The sequence below is a fragment of the Pseudoalteromonas sp. UBA2102 genome, from assembly GCF_002331165.1.
Classification (GTDB): domain Bacteria; phylum Pseudomonadota; class Gammaproteobacteria; order Enterobacterales; family Alteromonadaceae; genus Pseudoalteromonas; species Pseudoalteromonas atlantica.
Genome location: NZ_DCYU01000060.1, coordinates 83,132 through 100,323 on the forward strand (window position 1 = coordinate 83,132; position 17,192 = coordinate 100,323).

Here is a 17,192-nt window from a genome sequence, read left to right on the forward strand (position 1 = left end):
TATGACAAAAGCACACGTTAACAAGTTGGATAGCGAAACGTTATCAGCATTACTTGACGGCGAACAACACCTTGCAGAGGGTAAAATTTCTGATCAGGATGTTGCTACGTTTGGTCGATATGCGCTAATTGGTGATGCGATGCGTGCTCAAAAAAATAACAACGGCATACACATCGATATAAGCGATAACATCGCCTTAGCACTTGAAAGTGAGCCTGTGTATGCCGATTTCACCCAATCGACAGCAAACAAAACACCTGATACCGAGCACAGTGAAGCGCAGCAAGATAACAAAGTAGTAGCGTTTAATTGGCGTAAGCCGGTTGCACAACTTGCTATTGCTGCAAGCGTAGCTATGTTTGCCATTGTTGGCGTAAATACCTTGCCGCAAGGTGCGGGCGAGCAAGAAAGCGAAATTCCGCTTTTACAAACTACCCCATTAACAGGTATGGCGTCGCCGGTGAGTTATTCTTCAGAACCTGCTCTTGAAAACGCTGAGCAAGGTTTACGCGAATTACAGCAACAACGCATTGGCGCGTTAGTTTTAGAGCATCAACGTCAAGCACGTGTTGCACACTCTTTGCAAACAGCGCAAAATAGTGACAAAGCGCAAGAGGAAAAAAACTAATTAAATGAAAGTAATCACTTTTGTTCTGTCGTTAGTATTAAGCTTTAATGTTTTTGCTAACGACACAAATCCCGCCAAAGATTTATTACTAAACATGGCGAACGCAGTGCATACCCGCAATTTTGACGCCTCTTTTGTGGTGGTAAAGGGTAAAGCCATGGAACCTTACCGTTGGGTGCATGCAAAGCAAGGTGAAACAGAGCTTGAGCATTTAAGTTTACTTAATGGCGCGGGCTTAGAAATGGTGAGAATTAACGACCAAGTAACCTACTTTGAACCGCAATCGCAGCCATATTCTATAAATACAGACTCCATTGCTGGGCCAATACCTGAAGTATTATTTAAAGATATTGAAGCGTTAAGCAGCCAATATGATTTTGTGCTAGGTGGTAAAGGCCGTATAGCAGGGCGAGCGGCGCAACTGGTGAGAATAGAATCAAAAGATGAATACAAATATAACTACTGGATATGGCTTGATACAGAGTCATCGCTGTTATTAAAAGCCGCGTATGTTAACCACCAAGGTGAAGCATTAGAGCAGCTACAGTTAACCCATATTAGCGTAACAGAGCAACCAGCACCGATGATTTTAGAAGTGCTCAATCGTAATTTTCCAACGCCATTACCAGGTAACGCACTGAAAGGTGAAAAAAGCAATGCCACAAACTGGCGCATTGGTTGGTTACCTAATGGCTTTAAGTTACTAAAGTCAGACCGCCATAAACTTGATTTAAATAACGAACTTACTGACTATTATTTATATTCTGATGGGTTTGTTGAAATTTCAGTTTTTGTACAGCGCCCCTTACCAGGTCGCCGCTTAAGCGGATCATTAACTTCTGGCGCAACGACAATTTATGTGCATAATGGCGGAAACTTTGATGTATCCGTTGTTGGTAATGTGCCAAGCCAAACCGCAAAGGCAATTGCTGAGTCAGTGACTCGCGCATTATAAACAATTCGTAAGGGTTGTTATGATTGAACAAACACTTACAGTGGTTGCCCTAGATGGCGCCACTGCCCACTTAGAAGCCCAGCAAAAAAAAGCCTGCGAAGGGTGTAATGGTCGCTGTGGCTCGCAAGTCTTTGCCAAACTCTTTGGTAGCGATAAAAAAACCTTTCCATATCAATTTGATACTCCTGTAGAAGTGGGCCAAAAAGTAACGCTCTCATTAGATGATTCGCATTTAGTCAAACATGCTTTTGCTGTATACATGCTGCCTTTATTTTTAGGATTAACGCTTGCATTTATTAGTGCCGAATTACTACTTTTAGCGCAGGGATGGCAAATATTATTCGCCGCTTTGGGCGGTGTAGGTGGTTACTTTTTAGCTAAAAGCAAAGTAAAAACACTCAGGCATGATGTAAAAGTGATAAAAATTCATCCAATTAGCCTTCCTTTAACGCAAATAGATGGTGATTAAGGCCAATTAAATGTAAAATTGCCGTTTTATACCAGAGTAACTTGGAAATACAGGGTAAAAAGGCAATCAAAAATTTGATTATCTAAAGCGCATTTAGCCACTTATATAGCACTTATACCCAATAAGTATTTTCAAGTCACTCAGGTGTTCGTACTTAGCCTATTAAAATAGAAGTTTAGAATCCAGTTTATGAAGCATATCCGTAATTTTTCGATCATCGCCCATATTGACCATGGTAAATCGACCCTTTCAGATCGTTTGATCCAGGTTTGTGGTGGCTTAACAGACCGCGAAATGCAAAAGCAAGTGTTAGATTCAATGGACATCGAGCGTGAGCGCGGTATTACCATTAAAGCGCAAAGTGTAACGCTTAACTACACAGCTAACGATGGCGAAACCTACCAACTTAACTTTATCGATACACCAGGGCACGTTGACTTTACTTATGAAGTTTCTCGCTCTTTAGCGGCATGTGAAGGTGCGCTTTTAGTTGTTGATGCCGGACAAGGTGTTGAAGCACAAACGCTGGCAAACTGTTATACCGCCATTGAAATGGATTTAGAAGTAATCCCTGTTTTAAATAAAATAGATTTACCGCAAGCCGATCCGCTTCGTGTAGCAGAAGAAATTGAAGACATTATTGGTATTGATGCCCTAGACGCTGTGCAATGTAGTGCAAAAACAGGTGTTGGTATTGCTGAAGTACTTGAAATGATTGTAAAGGATATCCCACCACCGGTAGGTGAAAAAGATCAACCTTTGCAGGCGCTTATTATTGACTCGTGGTTTGACCCATACCAAGGTGTTGTATCACTAGTGCGTATTAAGCACGGTGAACTACGTGCCGGCGACAAAATAAAAATAATGTCGAACGAGCAAGTACATACAGCTGATCACGTGGGTATTTTTACCCCTAAACAAACCAACACGGGTATTTTACGTACCGGCGAAGTAGGGTTTGTTATTGCCGGTATTAAAGAAATACACGGCGCCCCAGTGGGCGATACGATTACGCATCAAAAAAATGCGGCACCAGTGCGTTTACCAGGCTTTCAAAAAATTAAGCCGCAAGTATATGCAGGTATGTTCCCAATTGCCTCTGATGATTATGAATCGTTCCGCGATGCGCTTAATAAACTAAGCTTAAATGATGCGTCGTTATTTTTTGAACCTGAAAATTCAACAGCACTGGGTTTTGGTTTCCGCTGTGGCTTTTTAGGTATGCTACACATGGAAATTATTCAAGAGCGTTTAGAGCGTGAATACGATATTGATTTAATTACCACGGCACCTACTGTAATCTACGAAGTAGTAACCAAAGAAGGTACGAGTCAAATTGATAACCCGTCTGACCTACCAGCGGTTAATGATATTGTTGAAATCCGCGAACCAGTAGTAGAGGCAAACATACTTGTACCGCAAGAGTTTTTAGGTAGCGTTATTACTCTGTGTGTAGAAAAACGTGGTATGCAAACTAAAATGAGTTATCACGGCAAGCAAGTCGCTGTAACTTATGAGCTACCTATGGCTGAAGTGGTTATGGACTTTTTTGATAAATTAAAGTCAACCAGTCGTGGTTTTGCATCGCTTGATTACAACTTTAAGCACTTTCAAACATCAGACATGGTACGTGTTGATATACTTATTAATGGTGAACGTGTTGATGCGCTCGCTATAATTGTTCACCGCGACAGTGCACAATCACGTGGCCGCCAACTTGCTGATGCGTTAAAAGAGCTTATTCCGCGTCAAATGTTTGATATTGCGATTCAAGCTGCAATAGGACAACATGTTATTGCCCGTACCACGGTTAAGCAATTACGTAAAAATGTAATCGCTAAGTGTTACGGTGGTGATGTGAGTCGTAAGAAAAAGCTATTGCAAAAGCAAAAAGATGGTAAAAAACGAATGAAGCAATTGGGTAACGTAGAAGTACCGCAAGAAGCGTTTCTAGCTATTTTGAAAGTTGGTAAATAAAAACAAAGGATTATAGATGGCTGGTTATTTCTCAGTTTTATTGGTGTTATTAACGTTAGGCTCAGGTTTAATATGGTTAATTGACCACCTAATGTATGCGCCAAAAAGGCAAGAGCGTTTGGCGCTTGCCCAAACATCTGCCGGTGGCCAGCTTGATGAAGAAACAGCGGCGTTAATAGCACCTGAGCCGGCAATTACAGAAACTGCAAAATCGATTTTTCCGATGATTGCAGCTATTACTATTTTTAGGTCGTTTATTTTTGAGCCTTTTCAAATACCGTCAGGTTCAATGATGCCAACCTTGTTGGTGGGCGACTTTATTTTAGTACAAAAGTACTCGTACGGGATTAAAGACCCGGTATGGCGTAGCCAGCTTGTAGATGTAGGCGAGCCTGAACGCGGCGATATTGTTGTTTTTAAATACCCGTTAGATGAGCGAGTAGATTATATAAAACGTGCTATTGGTTTACCGGGCGATAAAATTGTTTATCGTGATAAACGTTTATATATTCAACCTAATTGTAAAGAAGGCGAGACCCAGCAGGGTGACCTACTTTGTAATGAGTTTAATAAAATTGATTTTAAATTAATTAACGATAATGAGTTTAAACAAGGCCAAATGTCGCTTGCCCGAGTAAATGAAGATTTAACGACACTCAAGCACGACATTTTAATCAACCCACGCGCACCTGAACGTAAAGGGCGTTACTATCAGCAACCAGGGACTCCTTCGGATGAATGGACTGTACCAGCTGATCATTATTTTATGATGGGTGATAACCGCGACAACAGCCAAGATAGTCGCTTTTGGGGCTTTGTACCAAAAGAAAACTTGGTGGGTAAAGCTGTCTTTATATGGATGAGTTTTGAATTTGAGAATGGCCCAGATGATGTTTTACCAGGATGGGTTCCAACTGGTGTTCGTTTTGAACGCCTAGGTAATATTCAGTAACAATGAAAAAAAATGTAACAGAATTATATAAACGAATTGGCTACGAATTTGCTGATCAAGGTTTACTTGAACAGGCAATGACGCACCGCAGTCATAAAGGTCAACACAACGAACGCTTAGAGTTTTTAGGCGATTCAATTTTGAGCTTTGTTATTGCCAATGCTTTGTACGACAAATTTCCAAAAGCGCGTGAAGGCGATTTAAGCCGTATGCGATCTACGCTTGTGCGTGGCCAAACACTTGCTGAATTTGGGCTAGAGTTTGGTTTAGGTGACTACTTGCGCCTTGGGCCGGGTGAGTTAAAAAGCGGTGGTTTTCGTCGTGAATCAACATTAGCTGATGCTGTAGAAGCCATTATAGGGGCTGTGTTTTTAGACTCAAACATAGACCGCTGTGGCGAGCTGATTTTAGCGTGGTACGAATCTCGACTAGATGCTATTTCACCAGGGCTTAATCAAAAAGATCCTAAGACCCTGCTGCAAGAGTATCTACAAGCGCGTAAGTTATCTTTACCGGGCTACACCGTTGTTGATACCAAAGGTCAAGCGCACAATCAAACGTTCACGGTTGAATGTATAGTTGAAGGTATGGATAGCATTATTTCTGTTGGTAGCTCGCGCCGTAAAGCCGAACAAAAAGCTGCCGAAAAAGCATTGAAGATACTAAAAAATGAATCTTGATACCTTAATACAGCCTCATGAAGGTGATATTGATACGTTTTGTGGCATGGTTGCCATTGTTGGCCGCCCTAATGTAGGTAAATCAACATTGCTTAATGAAATCATTGAGCAAAAAGTAAGTATTACCTCGCGCAAGCCACAAACAACTCGCCACCGTATTATGGGTATTCATACAGAAGGGCAACACCAAGCTGTTTATATTGATACGCCGGGCTTACACGTTGAAGAAAAGCGCGCTATTAACCGCTTAATGAACCGTGCTGCATCGAGTTCAATTGGTGATGTAGAGCTTATTATTTTTGTTGTTGAGGGCACTCACTGGAATGCCGATGACGAAATGGTACTTAATAAAGTATCGCAAAGTGGTAAGCCCGTTTTACTTGTTATTAATAAAATAGACCAAGTAAAAGACCGCGATTTAGTATTACCGCATATGAAGATGCTTGGCGACAAATTTGATTTTGTGGGCATTATGCCGGTATCGGCAACGCAAGGTAAAAACGTTGATTTAATTAAAGCCGAAGTAACTAAACGCTTACCACCGTGCGAATTTTACTTTCCTGATGACTATGTAACCGACCGCTCAATGCGTTTTATGGCGGCAGAAGTTATTCGTGAAAAGCTAATGCGCTTTATGGGTGAAGAGCTGCCGTATTCTGTTACTGTAGAAATTGAGCAGTTTAAATGGCAAGAAAACGGTGTTTGGCATATCAATGGGTTAATTCTTGTTGAGCGTGAAACCCAAAAACGCATGGTAATAGGTAACAAAGGCGAAAAGCTTAAAGTGATTGGCCGTGAAGCCCGTAAAGACCTTGAAGAAATGCTCGATAACAAAGTGTTTTTAGAGCTTTGGGTTAAAGTTAAATCGGGTTGGGCAGATGATGAGCGTGCCTTAAGAAGTTTAGGCTATGGCGAAGATTAACCTGCATTTAACCAACTAATATGGATAGCGACTTCTACACAGCGTACCTATTACATCGGCGTCCTTATAGCGACTCCCAAGTAATGCTCGATATGCTGGTAGAAGGCGTAGGCCAGCTAAGAATGCTAGCCAGAGTGAGTGGTCGCCAGGCCACTAAACACAAAGCACAATTGCAGCCTTTTCAGGCACTGCTTGTTCATTACAGTTGCAAGTTCGATTTAAAATACATTAATAAATTTGAGCTACATGGTAATCCTTTATATTTAACAAAGGATAAGCTTTACTGTGGCTTTTATTTAAATGAGCTGACTAACCGCATTGTGCCGGTAAACGAGCCACTTGAACAAGTGTTTGAGCTCTACAAAACTCACCTAGAGAACTTAAATAGCGATGTCGATTTACAATCGGTGCTGCGCTCATACGAATTTCAACTATTAGAGTTGTTGGGCTATGGCGTCGACTTTAGCTTTGATGCCAGTGGTGAGCCAATTGATGAAAGGCAAACGTATAGTTACTTTCCTGAGTTGGGTTTTTTGATGCAACAAGATACGCGCTCAGGGTTTAGCGGCGCGCAGCTCAAAGCGATTGCTAATCATGATTTTAGCCAAAGCGATGTACTCTATATGGCAAAACAATTAAGCCGTTATTTACTAAAACCTTTACTGGGTAATAAACCATTAAAAAGCCGTGAATTATTTATGGCCTCTCAATAAACATATTTTACAGGTAACAAAATGAAAGACATTCTTTTAGGCGTAAACGTTGATCATATTGCAACGCTTCGCCAAGCGCGTGGTACATCATACCCAGACCCAGCACATGCGGCCAGTGTGGCAGAGCACGCCGGTGCAGATGGTATTACTATTCACTTGCGTGAAGATCGTCGCCATATTCAAGACCGCGATGTATACGTAATGGCTAAAACGATTCAAACGCGTATGAATCTTGAAACAGCGGTTACAGATGAAATGATTAACATAGCCCTTGAAGTACAGCCTGAGTACGTATGTTTAGTACCTGAAAAACGTGAAGAGCTTACGACCGAAGGCGGCCTAGATGTGGCTGGTAATGTAGATAAAATTAAAGCGGCCACTAAAACACTAACTGATGCGGGTATTAAAGTGTCATTATTTATTGACGCCGATAAAGCACAGTTAGATGCAGCTAAAGCGTGTGGTGCACCGTATGTAGAAATTCATACCGGCGCGTATGCAGATGCCACTAATGATGAAGATTTAAACAAAGAGCTTGAGCACATACGAGAGGGTGTAAAATACGCGGCGAGCTTAGGCTTAATTGTAAATGCAGGGCATGGCCTTCATTATCATAACGTAAAACCAATTGCTGCAATGCCTGAAATTTATGAGCTTAACATTGGCCACGCTATTATTGCGCGCGCAGCTATTGATGGCCTTGAAAAAGCAGTACGCGACATGAAACGCCTCATGATTGAGGCAAGGTTATAAATTTAACCCCATGGTGGCACCATTTAATAGAAATACTTAATTAAGTAAAATGGTATTAAAACCTGTTAAAAGCGCATTTACTGCGCTTTTTTATTACGTGTTTTTTAGCGTTGATGCTCGGTAGCACTTGCATCTGCCATGAGGTTTTCCAGCTCATCCTGAAGCTCAAATAGTTCAGGCTCAACGTTATCTAGCACGCAATCACTTTTAAGTGAGGTTTCTATGGTTTCTGCCAGTGATTTAAGCTTAGGCACACCGGTATAACAGCACGCGCCATGGAATTTGTGGATAACACTTAATACCGTTTGGCAATCGTTTTGCTCAATAGCTTCGTTGAGCTGCGAGAGCGTCTCTGGCACACTTTGTAATAGCATATTGAGCATTTCCAGCGCCAGCTCACCTTTACCCCCTGCTCGTTGTAGCGCAAGCGACCAATCTAAGCAGTTACTTTCAAATGGAGCAGGGCTTTGTGACGTTACACTTTTAATTTTGTCGCGGCTTACGGGCGATTGCGGACTATGATCGCAAATAATTTGGCTCAGCATGTCCTCATCAATAGGCTTAGTTAAATAGCCTTTAAAGCCATCTTTTAATAGCTGCTCTTTTTCACTGTGCAGAGCATGCGCGGTTACCGCAATAATAGGTGTGTCTTCGTTTAAAGAAGACTCCTTAATAAGTTTACACGCGGTAATGCCATCCATAATCGGCATTTGTATGTCCATAAATATAACATCGTACTTATGGCTTTTACTTAAACTGTAGGCTTGCGAGCCATTGTAGGCCGTATCTATAAATTCAACTTGCTCTTTTAACAAGGTGCAAATAAGTTTTAAGTTTGCATCGTTGTCATCTACCACCAGTACTTTTAATGGCAATAATGTTTGATCGCTTGGCTCAATATTTAAGGTTGGATGGTCAAGGCGATAAGGCGCAGCCAGTACTTCACATAATTTACGATGATTAAGCGGCTTACTTAAGCACGCATCGGCGCCGCTGCCAATAAACGCTTCGCGCATATTATGCGATACCGTATTGAGCATAAGGTATAAATAATCGCACGACTCGCGAACCATATTCACATAGCTCTTAAGTCGCTGCATATCATCTACCGATGCCATATCACCAATAATACAAATATCATACTTAAACATTTTATGTTTGATGGCGTCTAAAAACGCTGCTTCATTAAAACAGGCGGTTACAACCGCTTCCCACTCGTTTAATACAGAAAGCACTGAGTGGTGCGTATGCTCGTGTGGCTCTAGGTATAATATGCGTTTACCAATAAGTGATTTAGAAGGTAAGTCGTTACTAAAGGTATGATCAGGCAACCTAAACACACCATTAAAGGTAAAACAGGTGCCGCTTCCCGGGGCTGAATTTAGCGTTATTCGGCCATTCATAGCCTCTACGATGTGTTTGGTAATAATGAGACCTAAACCAGTGCCGCCAAATTTTCGGGTGATGGATGAATCTGCTTGGCCAAATGCAGTAAATAACGCATCTTGCTTATCCATTGGAATACCCACACCGGTATCGGTTACTGATACTAAAATAGAGGCGCGGTCTTCATCTAATAAGCGGTAGCTTATATCAACTTTTATAGAGCCTTTTTCAGTAAACTTAATGGCATTACTTAACAAGTTAATGAGTACTTGTTTAAGGCGAGTGGGGTCACCGGTTAAATCATCAGGCACTTGTGGGTTGATATAAATAGATAGTTCAAGTTGTTTTTCATGCGCCGAGGGAGCTAATAATGTCATAACCTCGTTTACGCTATCGCGCAGTTGAAACTGGATTGATTCAAGCTCCATTGCGCCCGCTTCAAGTTTAGAAAAATCTAAAATATCGCTAATAATCGTCAATAAACTATTGGCAGAAAGCTCTATGGTATCGAGGTAGTCTTTTTGATGTTTATTTAAAGGTGTTTTATACAATTGGCGCGTAAAGCCAATAACCCCATTAAGCGGGGTACGTAACTCGTGACTCATTTTAGCTAAAAAGTCGGACTTAACGCGGTTAGCATCTTGCGCCTCTTTTTTGGCCATAGTTAGCTGAATATTTGAAGTTTCGTATTGCTCTAGGGTTTCGCGGTAATCACTCGTGGCCTGATCAATATTTTTCTGCATTTCATCTTTTTGCATAACCATAGTGTGGGCAATGGTATTAAGCCCTTCACGCAAAAGTTCAAATTCGCCCATCATGGTGTCGTTTAAACCCGTGTCTCTTTTACCTTCAACTAGTTTATCGGTGGCAAGTACTAACTTATTAAGCGGGTTCATAAACATACGGCTAAGCTTAAGCGCTAAAATAGATGCCAATATTATTGAAAATAAAATAACAATGCCGCTAATTAAAACCGCTCGCTGCTGGCCTATAATCGCTTGGTCTTTATTAAGTTGTAAAATAACGGTGCCAAGCGGGGTTTGAAAATCATTAATATCCCATTTTGATACCGGCGCAGAGTGATTAAAAATTGGGGTGTAGAACGTGATTAGCTCTTCTGATTTATTAATTTTTGTTGTGTGAAGATTTTCAATTTGTTCTTTTTGAGTTAGTTCATCAAACGAGCGATGATAGTTGCTGGTCATAATAAGCTGATTGCTGGTATCAAAAATAGCAATCGATTTAATGGTTGGGGAGTGCTTATTGTGTGTGTAACTAATCAGACGGTTGAGCAGCTTTTTATTTTTTTCAAGTAAAGGCTGCTCTAAAGCAATTGCTAAGGGTTCAGATATTGAGCTGCCTTGCTGATATAAAATTTCATCAAGCTCAATGTAACGATTTATTGTAAAATAGCCGCCAAGTAACAAACCAATGATCACTGTGGGGATCAAGGTTAAGGTTAAAACAGAATCACGTAAGCCTAATTTGGTCATAATGGAAGCGTTATTATCATTATTAGTATGGATCGAGTATATACGGTTCATCGGCTATTCTCAAAGCATCTGATTTGCTTATACGTAATACAAAATTTAAGGTAATGCCGCATGGCGCAAATTTTTAAAGCAAAGAAAAAACCACTTAAACAGCAAACACTCACACTTAATATTACGGCCATGGATCATCAAGGGCGGGGCGTTGCCAAACACAATAATAAAGTGTGCTTTGTAAGCGGCGCTTTAATGAATGAAAAAGTAACGGCAACCCTAATAGAAGATAAAGCCAAATACAGTAGTGCAAAGCTGGTTAAGGTTATTAATCCAAGCGATGCACGCACGCAGCCTTTTTGTCAGCATTATAATCACTGTGGTGGTTGCCAGTTGCAGCACCTAGAAATAAATCAGCAAGTGGCTGAAAAGCAAAATGCAGTGACGCAATTGTTTCAAAAATTTGCCAAATTAAGCGACTTAAATTGGCAAGCGCCTCTTTTAAGTAAGCCTACTCATTACAGACGCAGTGCCCGTATTGCCGTAATGTATGATAAAGCCGCTAAAAAAATGCGAGTTGGGTATCGTGCGCCTAGCTCTAAAAATGTGATTAGTATTGAGCAATGTGATGTGCTTAGTAAGGCATTTACTAACGTATTTAGTATTTTTGAAACGCTTATTAATCAATATAAAGCGCTACACAGTATAAGTCATTTACAGTTATGCCAAAACGAGGCTGGGAACTTTATTGTTATTCGCCATACTAAAGCGATACCAGATGAAGCCAAAAGCTACATACAAGAAGCAGCAAACGCACAGCAATGGTTAATTACCTGGCAAGACAACAGCGATGTTATAGAGCAAGCTCATTTGCCTACGCCGTATTATTTTTTAGAAAAGTTTAATTTAAAGTTTGAATTTGGCCTTGGTAATTTTATTCAAGTAAATGATGAAGTTAACCAAGCTATGTTAGCTCAGTCGGTAAATTGGCTTAACTTGCAAGGAAACGAGCAAGTATTGGATTTATTTTGTGGTATTGGTAACTTTTCATTAGTGCTAGCCCAGCATGCTAAATCGGTTATTGGAGTAGAAGGGGTTGCATCGGCGGTTGCAATGGCGACGCAAAATGCGCAAACTAACTCTATCACTAATGCGCACTTTCATTGTTTTGATTTAACGCAAAAAATTGAAACAGCACAATGGTTTAATAAGGCGCTAGACGTATTAGTATTAGACCCTTCTCGCACAGGTGCTATGGCTGTTTTAGAGCAACTACCTTTAAAGCAGTTTAAAACCATTTTATATGTCTCTTGCGATCCTGTTACTTTAGCCCGTGACAGTGCAATTATTTCGCAAGCAGGCTTTGAAGTTACTAAAATTGGGCTAATGAATATGTTTCCACATACAGGACACATAGAAACAATGGCGTTATTTCAACGGAGGTAAAGCGTTTTATGGTCGCTACACGTCAATCACATCAACAGGACGACACAGGTGACTTTGCTACTAGCCTAAAACAGTTAGCGTTATCGCAAGAGAAAATAACGCTACTAAACAAAGCGCAAGCATTGTGTGTTACATGTGACAACCAAGCACGGCAAAACACGGCCATAGAAATGGTCGAGATTTTAGCCGAGCTAAATTTAGATGCAGAATCTCTCGCAACCGCGTATCTCACGCATTACTACTTAAATGACTTAGTAGACCTTGAAACCGTAGAAGCACAACTTGGCAAAAATGTAGCCATGCTTTTAACTGGGGTTGCGCAAATGGCTGCTATTAGTACTTTATCGCACCAAGGTAAAGGCACTATGCAGGTAGATAACATTCGTAAAATGTTACTTACCATGGTTGAAGATGTGCGCGCTGTGGTGATTAAACTTGCTGAGCAAGTGTGCCATTTACGCAATGTAAAAAATGGCGATGAGGAAGAGCGTGTTATTGCCGCTAAAGAAACCGCCGATATTTTTGCCCCGTTAGCAAACAGGTTAGGTATAGGCCAGCTTAAGTGGGAACTAGAAGATTTATCGTTTAGGTATTTACACCCCGACACCTATAAAAGCATTGCTAAACAACTTGATGATAAACGCCTTGCCCGTGAAGCCTATATGGAAGATATGGCTGCGCAAGTAAAAGCTCGCCTAAGCGAAGCCGGTATTGAGGCGCAAGTGTATGGCCGCCCTAAGCACATTTACAGCATTTATAAAAAAATGCAGCAAAAAAACTACGAGTTTGATCAGCTGTTTGATATTAGAGCAATGCGAATTGTTGTAGAGCGCCTGCAAGATTGTTACGGCGCGCTGGGTATTGTACACACTAATTGGCGCCACCTTAATAAAGAGTTTGACGACTACGTTGCTACACCTAAGCAAAATGGCTATCAATCAATTCATACCGTGGTATTTGGTCCTGAAGGGAAAACCGTTGAAATACAAATACGCACCAGCGAAATGCACCAAGATGCAGAGCTTGGCGTAGCCGCGCACTGGATGTATAAAGAAGGCGCTTTACCTGGGCGTGGCTCAGGCTATGAGCAAAAAATTAGCTGGTTGCGCAAATTACTACAATGGCAAGAAGAAGTGGTTGATGGGGGCGATTTAGCCGAAGAGCTTAAAAACCAAGTTGTAGAAGACCGCGTCTATATATTTACCCCAAGTGGCGATATTATCGATTTACCTGTTGGCGCTACACCGCTTGATTTTGCTTACTACATCCACTCAAATGTAGGGCACCGCTGTATAGGGGCTAAAGTATTTGGCAAAATAGTGCCGTTTACACATCAGCTATCAACGGGCGATCAGGTAGAAATTCTCACGCAAAAGCAGCCTAATCCAAGCCGCGATTGGCTAAATCCATCGCTTGGTTATATTAAATCGTCGCGTGCAAGGGCTAAAATCCATCATTGGTTTAAACAGCTCGACCGCGATAAAAACTTAAGCGCCGGTAAAGAGATTCTTGATAACGAACTGCAAAAGCTAGATTTAACCTACAAAGATTTAGACCCAGCTATTAAGCGCTTTAATTTTAAAGAACTAGATGACTTAATGGTTGCCATAGGTGCCGGCGATGTTCGCTTAAACCAAATGCTTAACTTTGTCAGTGATCGTACTGAAGAAGAACCCGTAATTCGTTTTAAAGCGCCAAGTAAAGTAACTGGCGATAAAAACGGCATTGTGGTTGATGGTGTAGGCAGTTTAATGAGCCACGTTGCTAAGTGTTGTCGCCCAGTACCTGGCGATAAAATAATTGGCTATATTACACAAGGCCGTGGCATTGGGGTGCACCGCGAAGATTGCGATTCATTTAACAACTTAAAAGAGCAACACCCAGAGCGTGTAATATCGGTTAGTTGGTCAGATGAAATAAACGGCTCTTATGCGCTAAGTATAAAAATAGAAGCAAGCGATCGCTCAGGTTTAATTCGCGATATTAGCTCTGTACTGGCTAACGAAAAAGTAAATGTGATCAACATGAACGTTAATACTGTTGGGGCTGATCAGTTAGCGGTATTTACTATGCAAATAGAAGTGCATGACCTATCGGGCACAAACCGGGTTTTGTCTAAACTGCATCAAATTGAAGGTGTGCACAGTGCCAAGCGAAACCAATAAAATGGCAAACAGTAACGCACTTGAGCAACTACTCGATATTATGGCGTTGCTTCGCGATCCTAGCGACGGTTGCCCGTGGGATCGCAAGCAAAATTTTAAATCGATTGTACCGCACACGCTAGAAGAAGCCTTTGAAGTGGCCGACTGCATAGAGTCGGGTAATTTAAACGAGCTTAAAAATGAGCTGGGTGATTTACTGTTTCAAATCGTTTTTTACGCACAACTTGCCAAAGAGCAGGACATGTTTGATTTTAACGACGTGGTTAGTGAGCTAAATAGTAAACTTACCCGCCGTCACCCTCATGTTTTTAACACCAAGCAAGCATTAACCGACGAGCAATTAGCAAAGCAATGGCAAGCAATTAAAGCACAAGAGCGTGCAGCAAAAGTACAGCCAAGCAAAGCCTCACTTTGGCAAGATATACCCACCAATATGCCAAGCTTAACTAAAGCTAAAAAAATTCAGCAGCGTGTTGCCGCACTTGGTTTTGACTGGCCAAGCTACCACGGGGCACTTGATAAAGTAAGTGAAGAAGTACTTGAAGTAAAAGAAGCGCTTGAGCACGACCCTTCATCCGATCATACAGCAGAAGAAATAGGCGACTTATTATTTGCCACAGTAAATGTGGCTCGCCATGTTAAACGCGACCCAGAGCAACTACTCAGACAAGCCAACGATAAGTTCTCGGCGCGCTTTGAAAAAGTGCAAGGTTATTTAATTGCAAAAGGTAAAAGTTTAGACAGCGCAACGCTTGACGAAATGGAAGAAGCATGGGAAGCCATTAAAAAAGCGAAATAAGATTAGCTCAGTACAACCTAATGTTAATCAACGAACATTTTTTGTGCGTCTAAACGCTATTTTTAGCTGGATTGCTCAACGCTGTTTTGGTACAATTTCGCCCCGTCTTGATGATATACCCAGAGTCTCTTTCTCGGGTGTTATATTCCTTTTAATTCCTGATATTCTAGGGTTCGCATGAGTACAAAATTTATCTTCGTTACTGGCGGGGTTGTTTCTTCGTTGGGTAAAGGTATTGCAGCAGCGTCATTGGCAGCTATTTTAGAGGCCCGCGGTTTAGATGTTACCATTTTAAAGCTGGATCCTTACATAAACGTTGACCCAGGCACAATGAGCCCAATTCAACACGGTGAAGTATACGTTACAGAAGACGGTGCCGAAACGGATCTTGATTTAGGTCACTACGAGCGTTTTATTCGCACCAAAATGACCAGCCGCAACAACTTCACACAAGGGCGAGTGTACGAAGATGTACTACGTCGTGAGCGCCGTGGTGAATACTTAGGTGCAACCATTCAGGTTATTCCACACATCACAAATGACATTAAGCAACGTGTATACGACGGTGCTGAAGGTCATGATATTGCGATTGTGGAAATTGGTGGCACAGTAGGTGATATTGAATCACAACCATTTATTGAAGCAATTCGTCAGTTAGGTACAGAAATTGGCCGCGAACGCGCGCTATTTATTCACCTAACGCTAGTGCCATTCTTAGGCCCTGCAGGCGAAGTAAAAACCAAACCAACACAGCACTCGGTTAAAGAGTTACGCTCTGTAGGTATTCAGCCAGATATTCTTATTTGTCGCTCAGACCGTAAATTGCCTAACAATGAACGTGCAAAAATTGCATTGTTTACAAACGTTGAAGAAAAAGCGGTTATTTCGCTTCCTGACGTAGACAGCATTTACAAAATTCCTGCGCTATTAAAATCACAAGAGCTAGATAACTTTGTGTGTCGTCGTTTCCACCTTGACGCACCAGAAGCTGATTTAGTTGAATGGGAACAAGTACTTTATCAAGAGTCTAACCCGACTGGCGAAGTAACGATTGGTATGGTTGGTAAGTACATTGAACTACCAGATGCATACAAATCAGTTAACGAAGCACTAAAACATGCAGGTCTTAAAAACCGTTTAACCATTAATATTGAATACGTTGACTCGCAAGACTTAGAAAGCAAAGGGGTAGAACTGCTTTCTCATCTAGACGCTATTTTAGTACCAGGTGGTTTTGGCGGCCGTGGTGTTGAAGGTAAAATTTTAGCAGCTAAGTATGCCCGTGAAAACAAAGTACCTTACCTAGGCATTTGTTTAGGTATGCAAGTAGCACTTATTGAATACGCACGTAATGTTGCAGGTTTAACCGACGCTAACTCAACTGAGTTTAATATTCACTCTAAAGCGCCAGTAGTGGGCTTAATTACCGAGTGGTTAGATGCTGAGGGTAACATTGAGATACGTGATGAAAAATCTGATTTAGGTGGCACCATGCGTTTAGGTGCACAAAAATGTCACTTAACGCCGGGTTCTAAGGTGCACGAAGTGTACGGCAATACAGAAATTATTGAACGTCACCGTCATCGCTACGAAGTAAACAACAACTTTGTAGAGCAATTAGAGCAAGCAGGCTTAAGCTTTACCGGTTTATCAGAAGATAAAAAACTAGTAGAGATCATCGAAAATAAAGATCACCCATGGTTTATTGCTGCGCAATTCCACCCGGAATTTACGTCAACACCACGTGATGGTCACCCGTTATTTGAAGGGTTTGTAGCAGCCGCTCATACTCATCAAAAAACGTCTTCGTAATTAAAAAAAGCCGTGCATATTGCACGGCTTTTTTGTCTAAAGGGCTGACTA

Annotated in this window: 14 protein-coding genes; 13 read left to right on the forward strand and 1 reads right to left on the reverse strand. The window is 41.4% G+C overall.

What is annotated here, in order from left to right:
* Window position 1: 1 nt before the first annotated feature.
* The 9 genes from B2R65_RS07925 to pdxJ all read left to right on the forward strand — a co-directional run bounded on the left by B2R65_RS07925 (window position 2) and on the right by pdxJ (window position 8,049).
* Window positions 2-628, forward strand: coding sequence for a sigma-E factor negative regulatory protein (locus B2R65_RS07925; RefSeq protein ID WP_286741824.1), 627 nt, complete (start codon window positions 2-4; stop codon window positions 626-628).
* Window positions 629-632: 4 nt separating this feature from the next.
* Complete coding sequence (locus B2R65_RS07930; RefSeq protein WP_029771929.1) at window positions 633-1,583, forward strand: MucB/RseB C-terminal domain-containing protein; 951 nt, start codon at window positions 633-635, stop codon at window positions 1,581-1,583.
* A 19-nt stretch (window positions 1,584-1,602) separates the two neighbouring features.
* Window positions 1,603-2,052, forward strand: a complete 450-nt coding sequence (locus tag B2R65_RS07935; protein ID WP_126007926.1) for a SoxR reducing system RseC family protein — start codon at window positions 1,603-1,605, stop codon at window positions 2,050-2,052.
* Window positions 2,053-2,241: 189 nt separating this feature from the next.
* The gene (gene lepA, locus B2R65_RS07940; RefSeq protein ID WP_029771928.1) at window positions 2,242-4,029 is read left to right on the forward strand and encodes a translation elongation factor 4; all 1,788 of its coding nucleotides are present in this window, start codon (window positions 2,242-2,244) and stop codon (window positions 4,027-4,029) included.
* Window positions 4,030-4,045: 16 nt separating this feature from the next.
* Window positions 4,046-4,981: a signal peptidase I gene (gene lepB, locus B2R65_RS07945; RefSeq protein WP_004586227.1), complete on the forward strand. Its 936-nt coding sequence runs from the start codon at window positions 4,046-4,048 to the stop codon at window positions 4,979-4,981.
* 2 nt (window positions 4,982-4,983) lie between these two features.
* Window positions 4,984-5,661: a ribonuclease III gene (rnc, locus tag B2R65_RS07950; protein WP_004586228.1), complete on the forward strand. Its 678-nt coding sequence runs from the start codon at window positions 4,984-4,986 to the stop codon at window positions 5,659-5,661.
* The gene (era, locus tag B2R65_RS07955; protein WP_004586229.1) at window positions 5,651-6,583 is read left to right on the forward strand and encodes a GTPase Era; all 933 of its coding nucleotides are present in this window, start codon (window positions 5,651-5,653) and stop codon (window positions 6,581-6,583) included. The genes rnc and era overlap by 11 nt, the downstream gene beginning before the upstream one ends.
* A 20-nt stretch (window positions 6,584-6,603) precedes the next feature.
* Complete coding sequence (recO, locus tag B2R65_RS07960) at window positions 6,604-7,296, forward strand: DNA repair protein RecO (RefSeq protein WP_286741825.1); 693 nt, start codon at window positions 6,604-6,606, stop codon at window positions 7,294-7,296.
* A 21-nt stretch (window positions 7,297-7,317) separates the two neighbouring features.
* The gene (gene pdxJ, locus B2R65_RS07965) at window positions 7,318-8,049 is read left to right on the forward strand and encodes a pyridoxine 5'-phosphate synthase (protein WP_286741826.1); all 732 of its coding nucleotides are present in this window, start codon (window positions 7,318-7,320) and stop codon (window positions 8,047-8,049) included.
* Between the two features lie 104 nt (window positions 8,050-8,153).
* Here the strand turns inward: pdxJ and barA are convergent, their stop codons facing one another.
* On the reverse strand, window positions 8,154-10,928 hold the full coding sequence (barA, locus tag B2R65_RS07970) for a two-component sensor histidine kinase BarA (RefSeq protein ID WP_024033078.1): 2,775 nt from the start codon (window positions 10,926-10,928) through the stop codon (window positions 8,154-8,156).
* 111 nt (window positions 10,929-11,039) lie between these two features.
* Between barA and rlmD the strand changes: the two genes are divergently transcribed.
* The 4 genes from rlmD (at window position 11,040) to B2R65_RS07990 (ending at window position 17,141) form a co-directional block, all read left to right on the forward strand.
* On the forward strand, window positions 11,040-12,365 hold the full coding sequence (rlmD, locus tag B2R65_RS07975; RefSeq protein ID WP_286741827.1) for a 23S rRNA (uracil(1939)-C(5))-methyltransferase RlmD: 1,326 nt from the start codon (window positions 11,040-11,042) through the stop codon (window positions 12,363-12,365).
* Between the two features lie 8 nt (window positions 12,366-12,373).
* Window positions 12,374-14,530 carry a GTP diphosphokinase gene (relA, locus tag B2R65_RS07980; RefSeq protein ID WP_286741828.1) on the forward strand — a complete coding sequence of 719 codons (2,157 nt, stop codon included), beginning with the start codon at window positions 12,374-12,376 and terminating at the stop codon, window positions 14,528-14,530.
* Window position 14,531: 1 nt separating this feature from the next.
* The gene (gene mazG, locus B2R65_RS07985; RefSeq protein WP_096740373.1) at window positions 14,532-15,329 is read left to right on the forward strand and encodes a nucleoside triphosphate pyrophosphohydrolase; all 798 of its coding nucleotides are present in this window, start codon (window positions 14,532-14,534) and stop codon (window positions 15,327-15,329) included.
* A 177-nt stretch (window positions 15,330-15,506) separates the two neighbouring features.
* Window positions 15,507-17,141: a CTP synthase gene (locus B2R65_RS07990; RefSeq protein ID WP_004586236.1), complete on the forward strand. Its 1,635-nt coding sequence runs from the start codon at window positions 15,507-15,509 to the stop codon at window positions 17,139-17,141.
* Window positions 17,142-17,192 lie beyond the last annotated feature (51 nt).

Excerpts from the sequence above, each read along its gene's own strand:
- B2R65_RS07925 (WP_286741824.1), top strand. The coding sequence starts at position 2 with ATGACAAAAGCACACGTTAACAAGTTGGATAGCGAAACGTTATCAGCA.
- B2R65_RS07930 (WP_029771929.1), top strand. The coding sequence starts at position 633 with ATGAAAGTAATCACTTTTGTTCTGTCGTTAGTATTAAGCTTTAATGTT.
- B2R65_RS07935 (WP_126007926.1), top strand. The coding sequence starts at position 1,603 with ATGATTGAACAAACACTTACAGTGGTTGCCCTAGATGGCGCCACTGCC.
- lepA (WP_029771928.1), top strand. The coding sequence starts at position 2,242 with ATGAAGCATATCCGTAATTTTTCGATCATCGCCCATATTGACCATGGT.
- lepB (WP_004586227.1), top strand. The coding sequence starts at position 4,046 with ATGGCTGGTTATTTCTCAGTTTTATTGGTGTTATTAACGTTAGGCTCA.
- rnc (WP_004586228.1), top strand. The coding sequence starts at position 4,984 with ATGAAAAAAAATGTAACAGAATTATATAAACGAATTGGCTACGAATTT.
- era (WP_004586229.1), top strand. The coding sequence starts at position 5,651 with ATGAATCTTGATACCTTAATACAGCCTCATGAAGGTGATATTGATACG.
- recO (WP_286741825.1), top strand. The coding sequence starts at position 6,604 with ATGGATAGCGACTTCTACACAGCGTACCTATTACATCGGCGTCCTTAT.
- pdxJ (WP_286741826.1), top strand. The coding sequence starts at position 7,318 with ATGAAAGACATTCTTTTAGGCGTAAACGTTGATCATATTGCAACGCTT.
- barA (WP_024033078.1), bottom strand. The coding sequence starts at position 10,928 with ATGACCAAATTAGGCTTACGTGATTCTGTTTTAACCTTAACCTTGATC.
- rlmD (WP_286741827.1), top strand. The coding sequence starts at position 11,040 with ATGGCGCAAATTTTTAAAGCAAAGAAAAAACCACTTAAACAGCAAACA.
- relA (WP_286741828.1), top strand. The coding sequence starts at position 12,374 with ATGGTCGCTACACGTCAATCACATCAACAGGACGACACAGGTGACTTT.
- mazG (WP_096740373.1), top strand. The coding sequence starts at position 14,532 with ATGGCAAACAGTAACGCACTTGAGCAACTACTCGATATTATGGCGTTG.
- B2R65_RS07990 (WP_004586236.1), top strand. The coding sequence starts at position 15,507 with ATGAGTACAAAATTTATCTTCGTTACTGGCGGGGTTGTTTCTTCGTTG.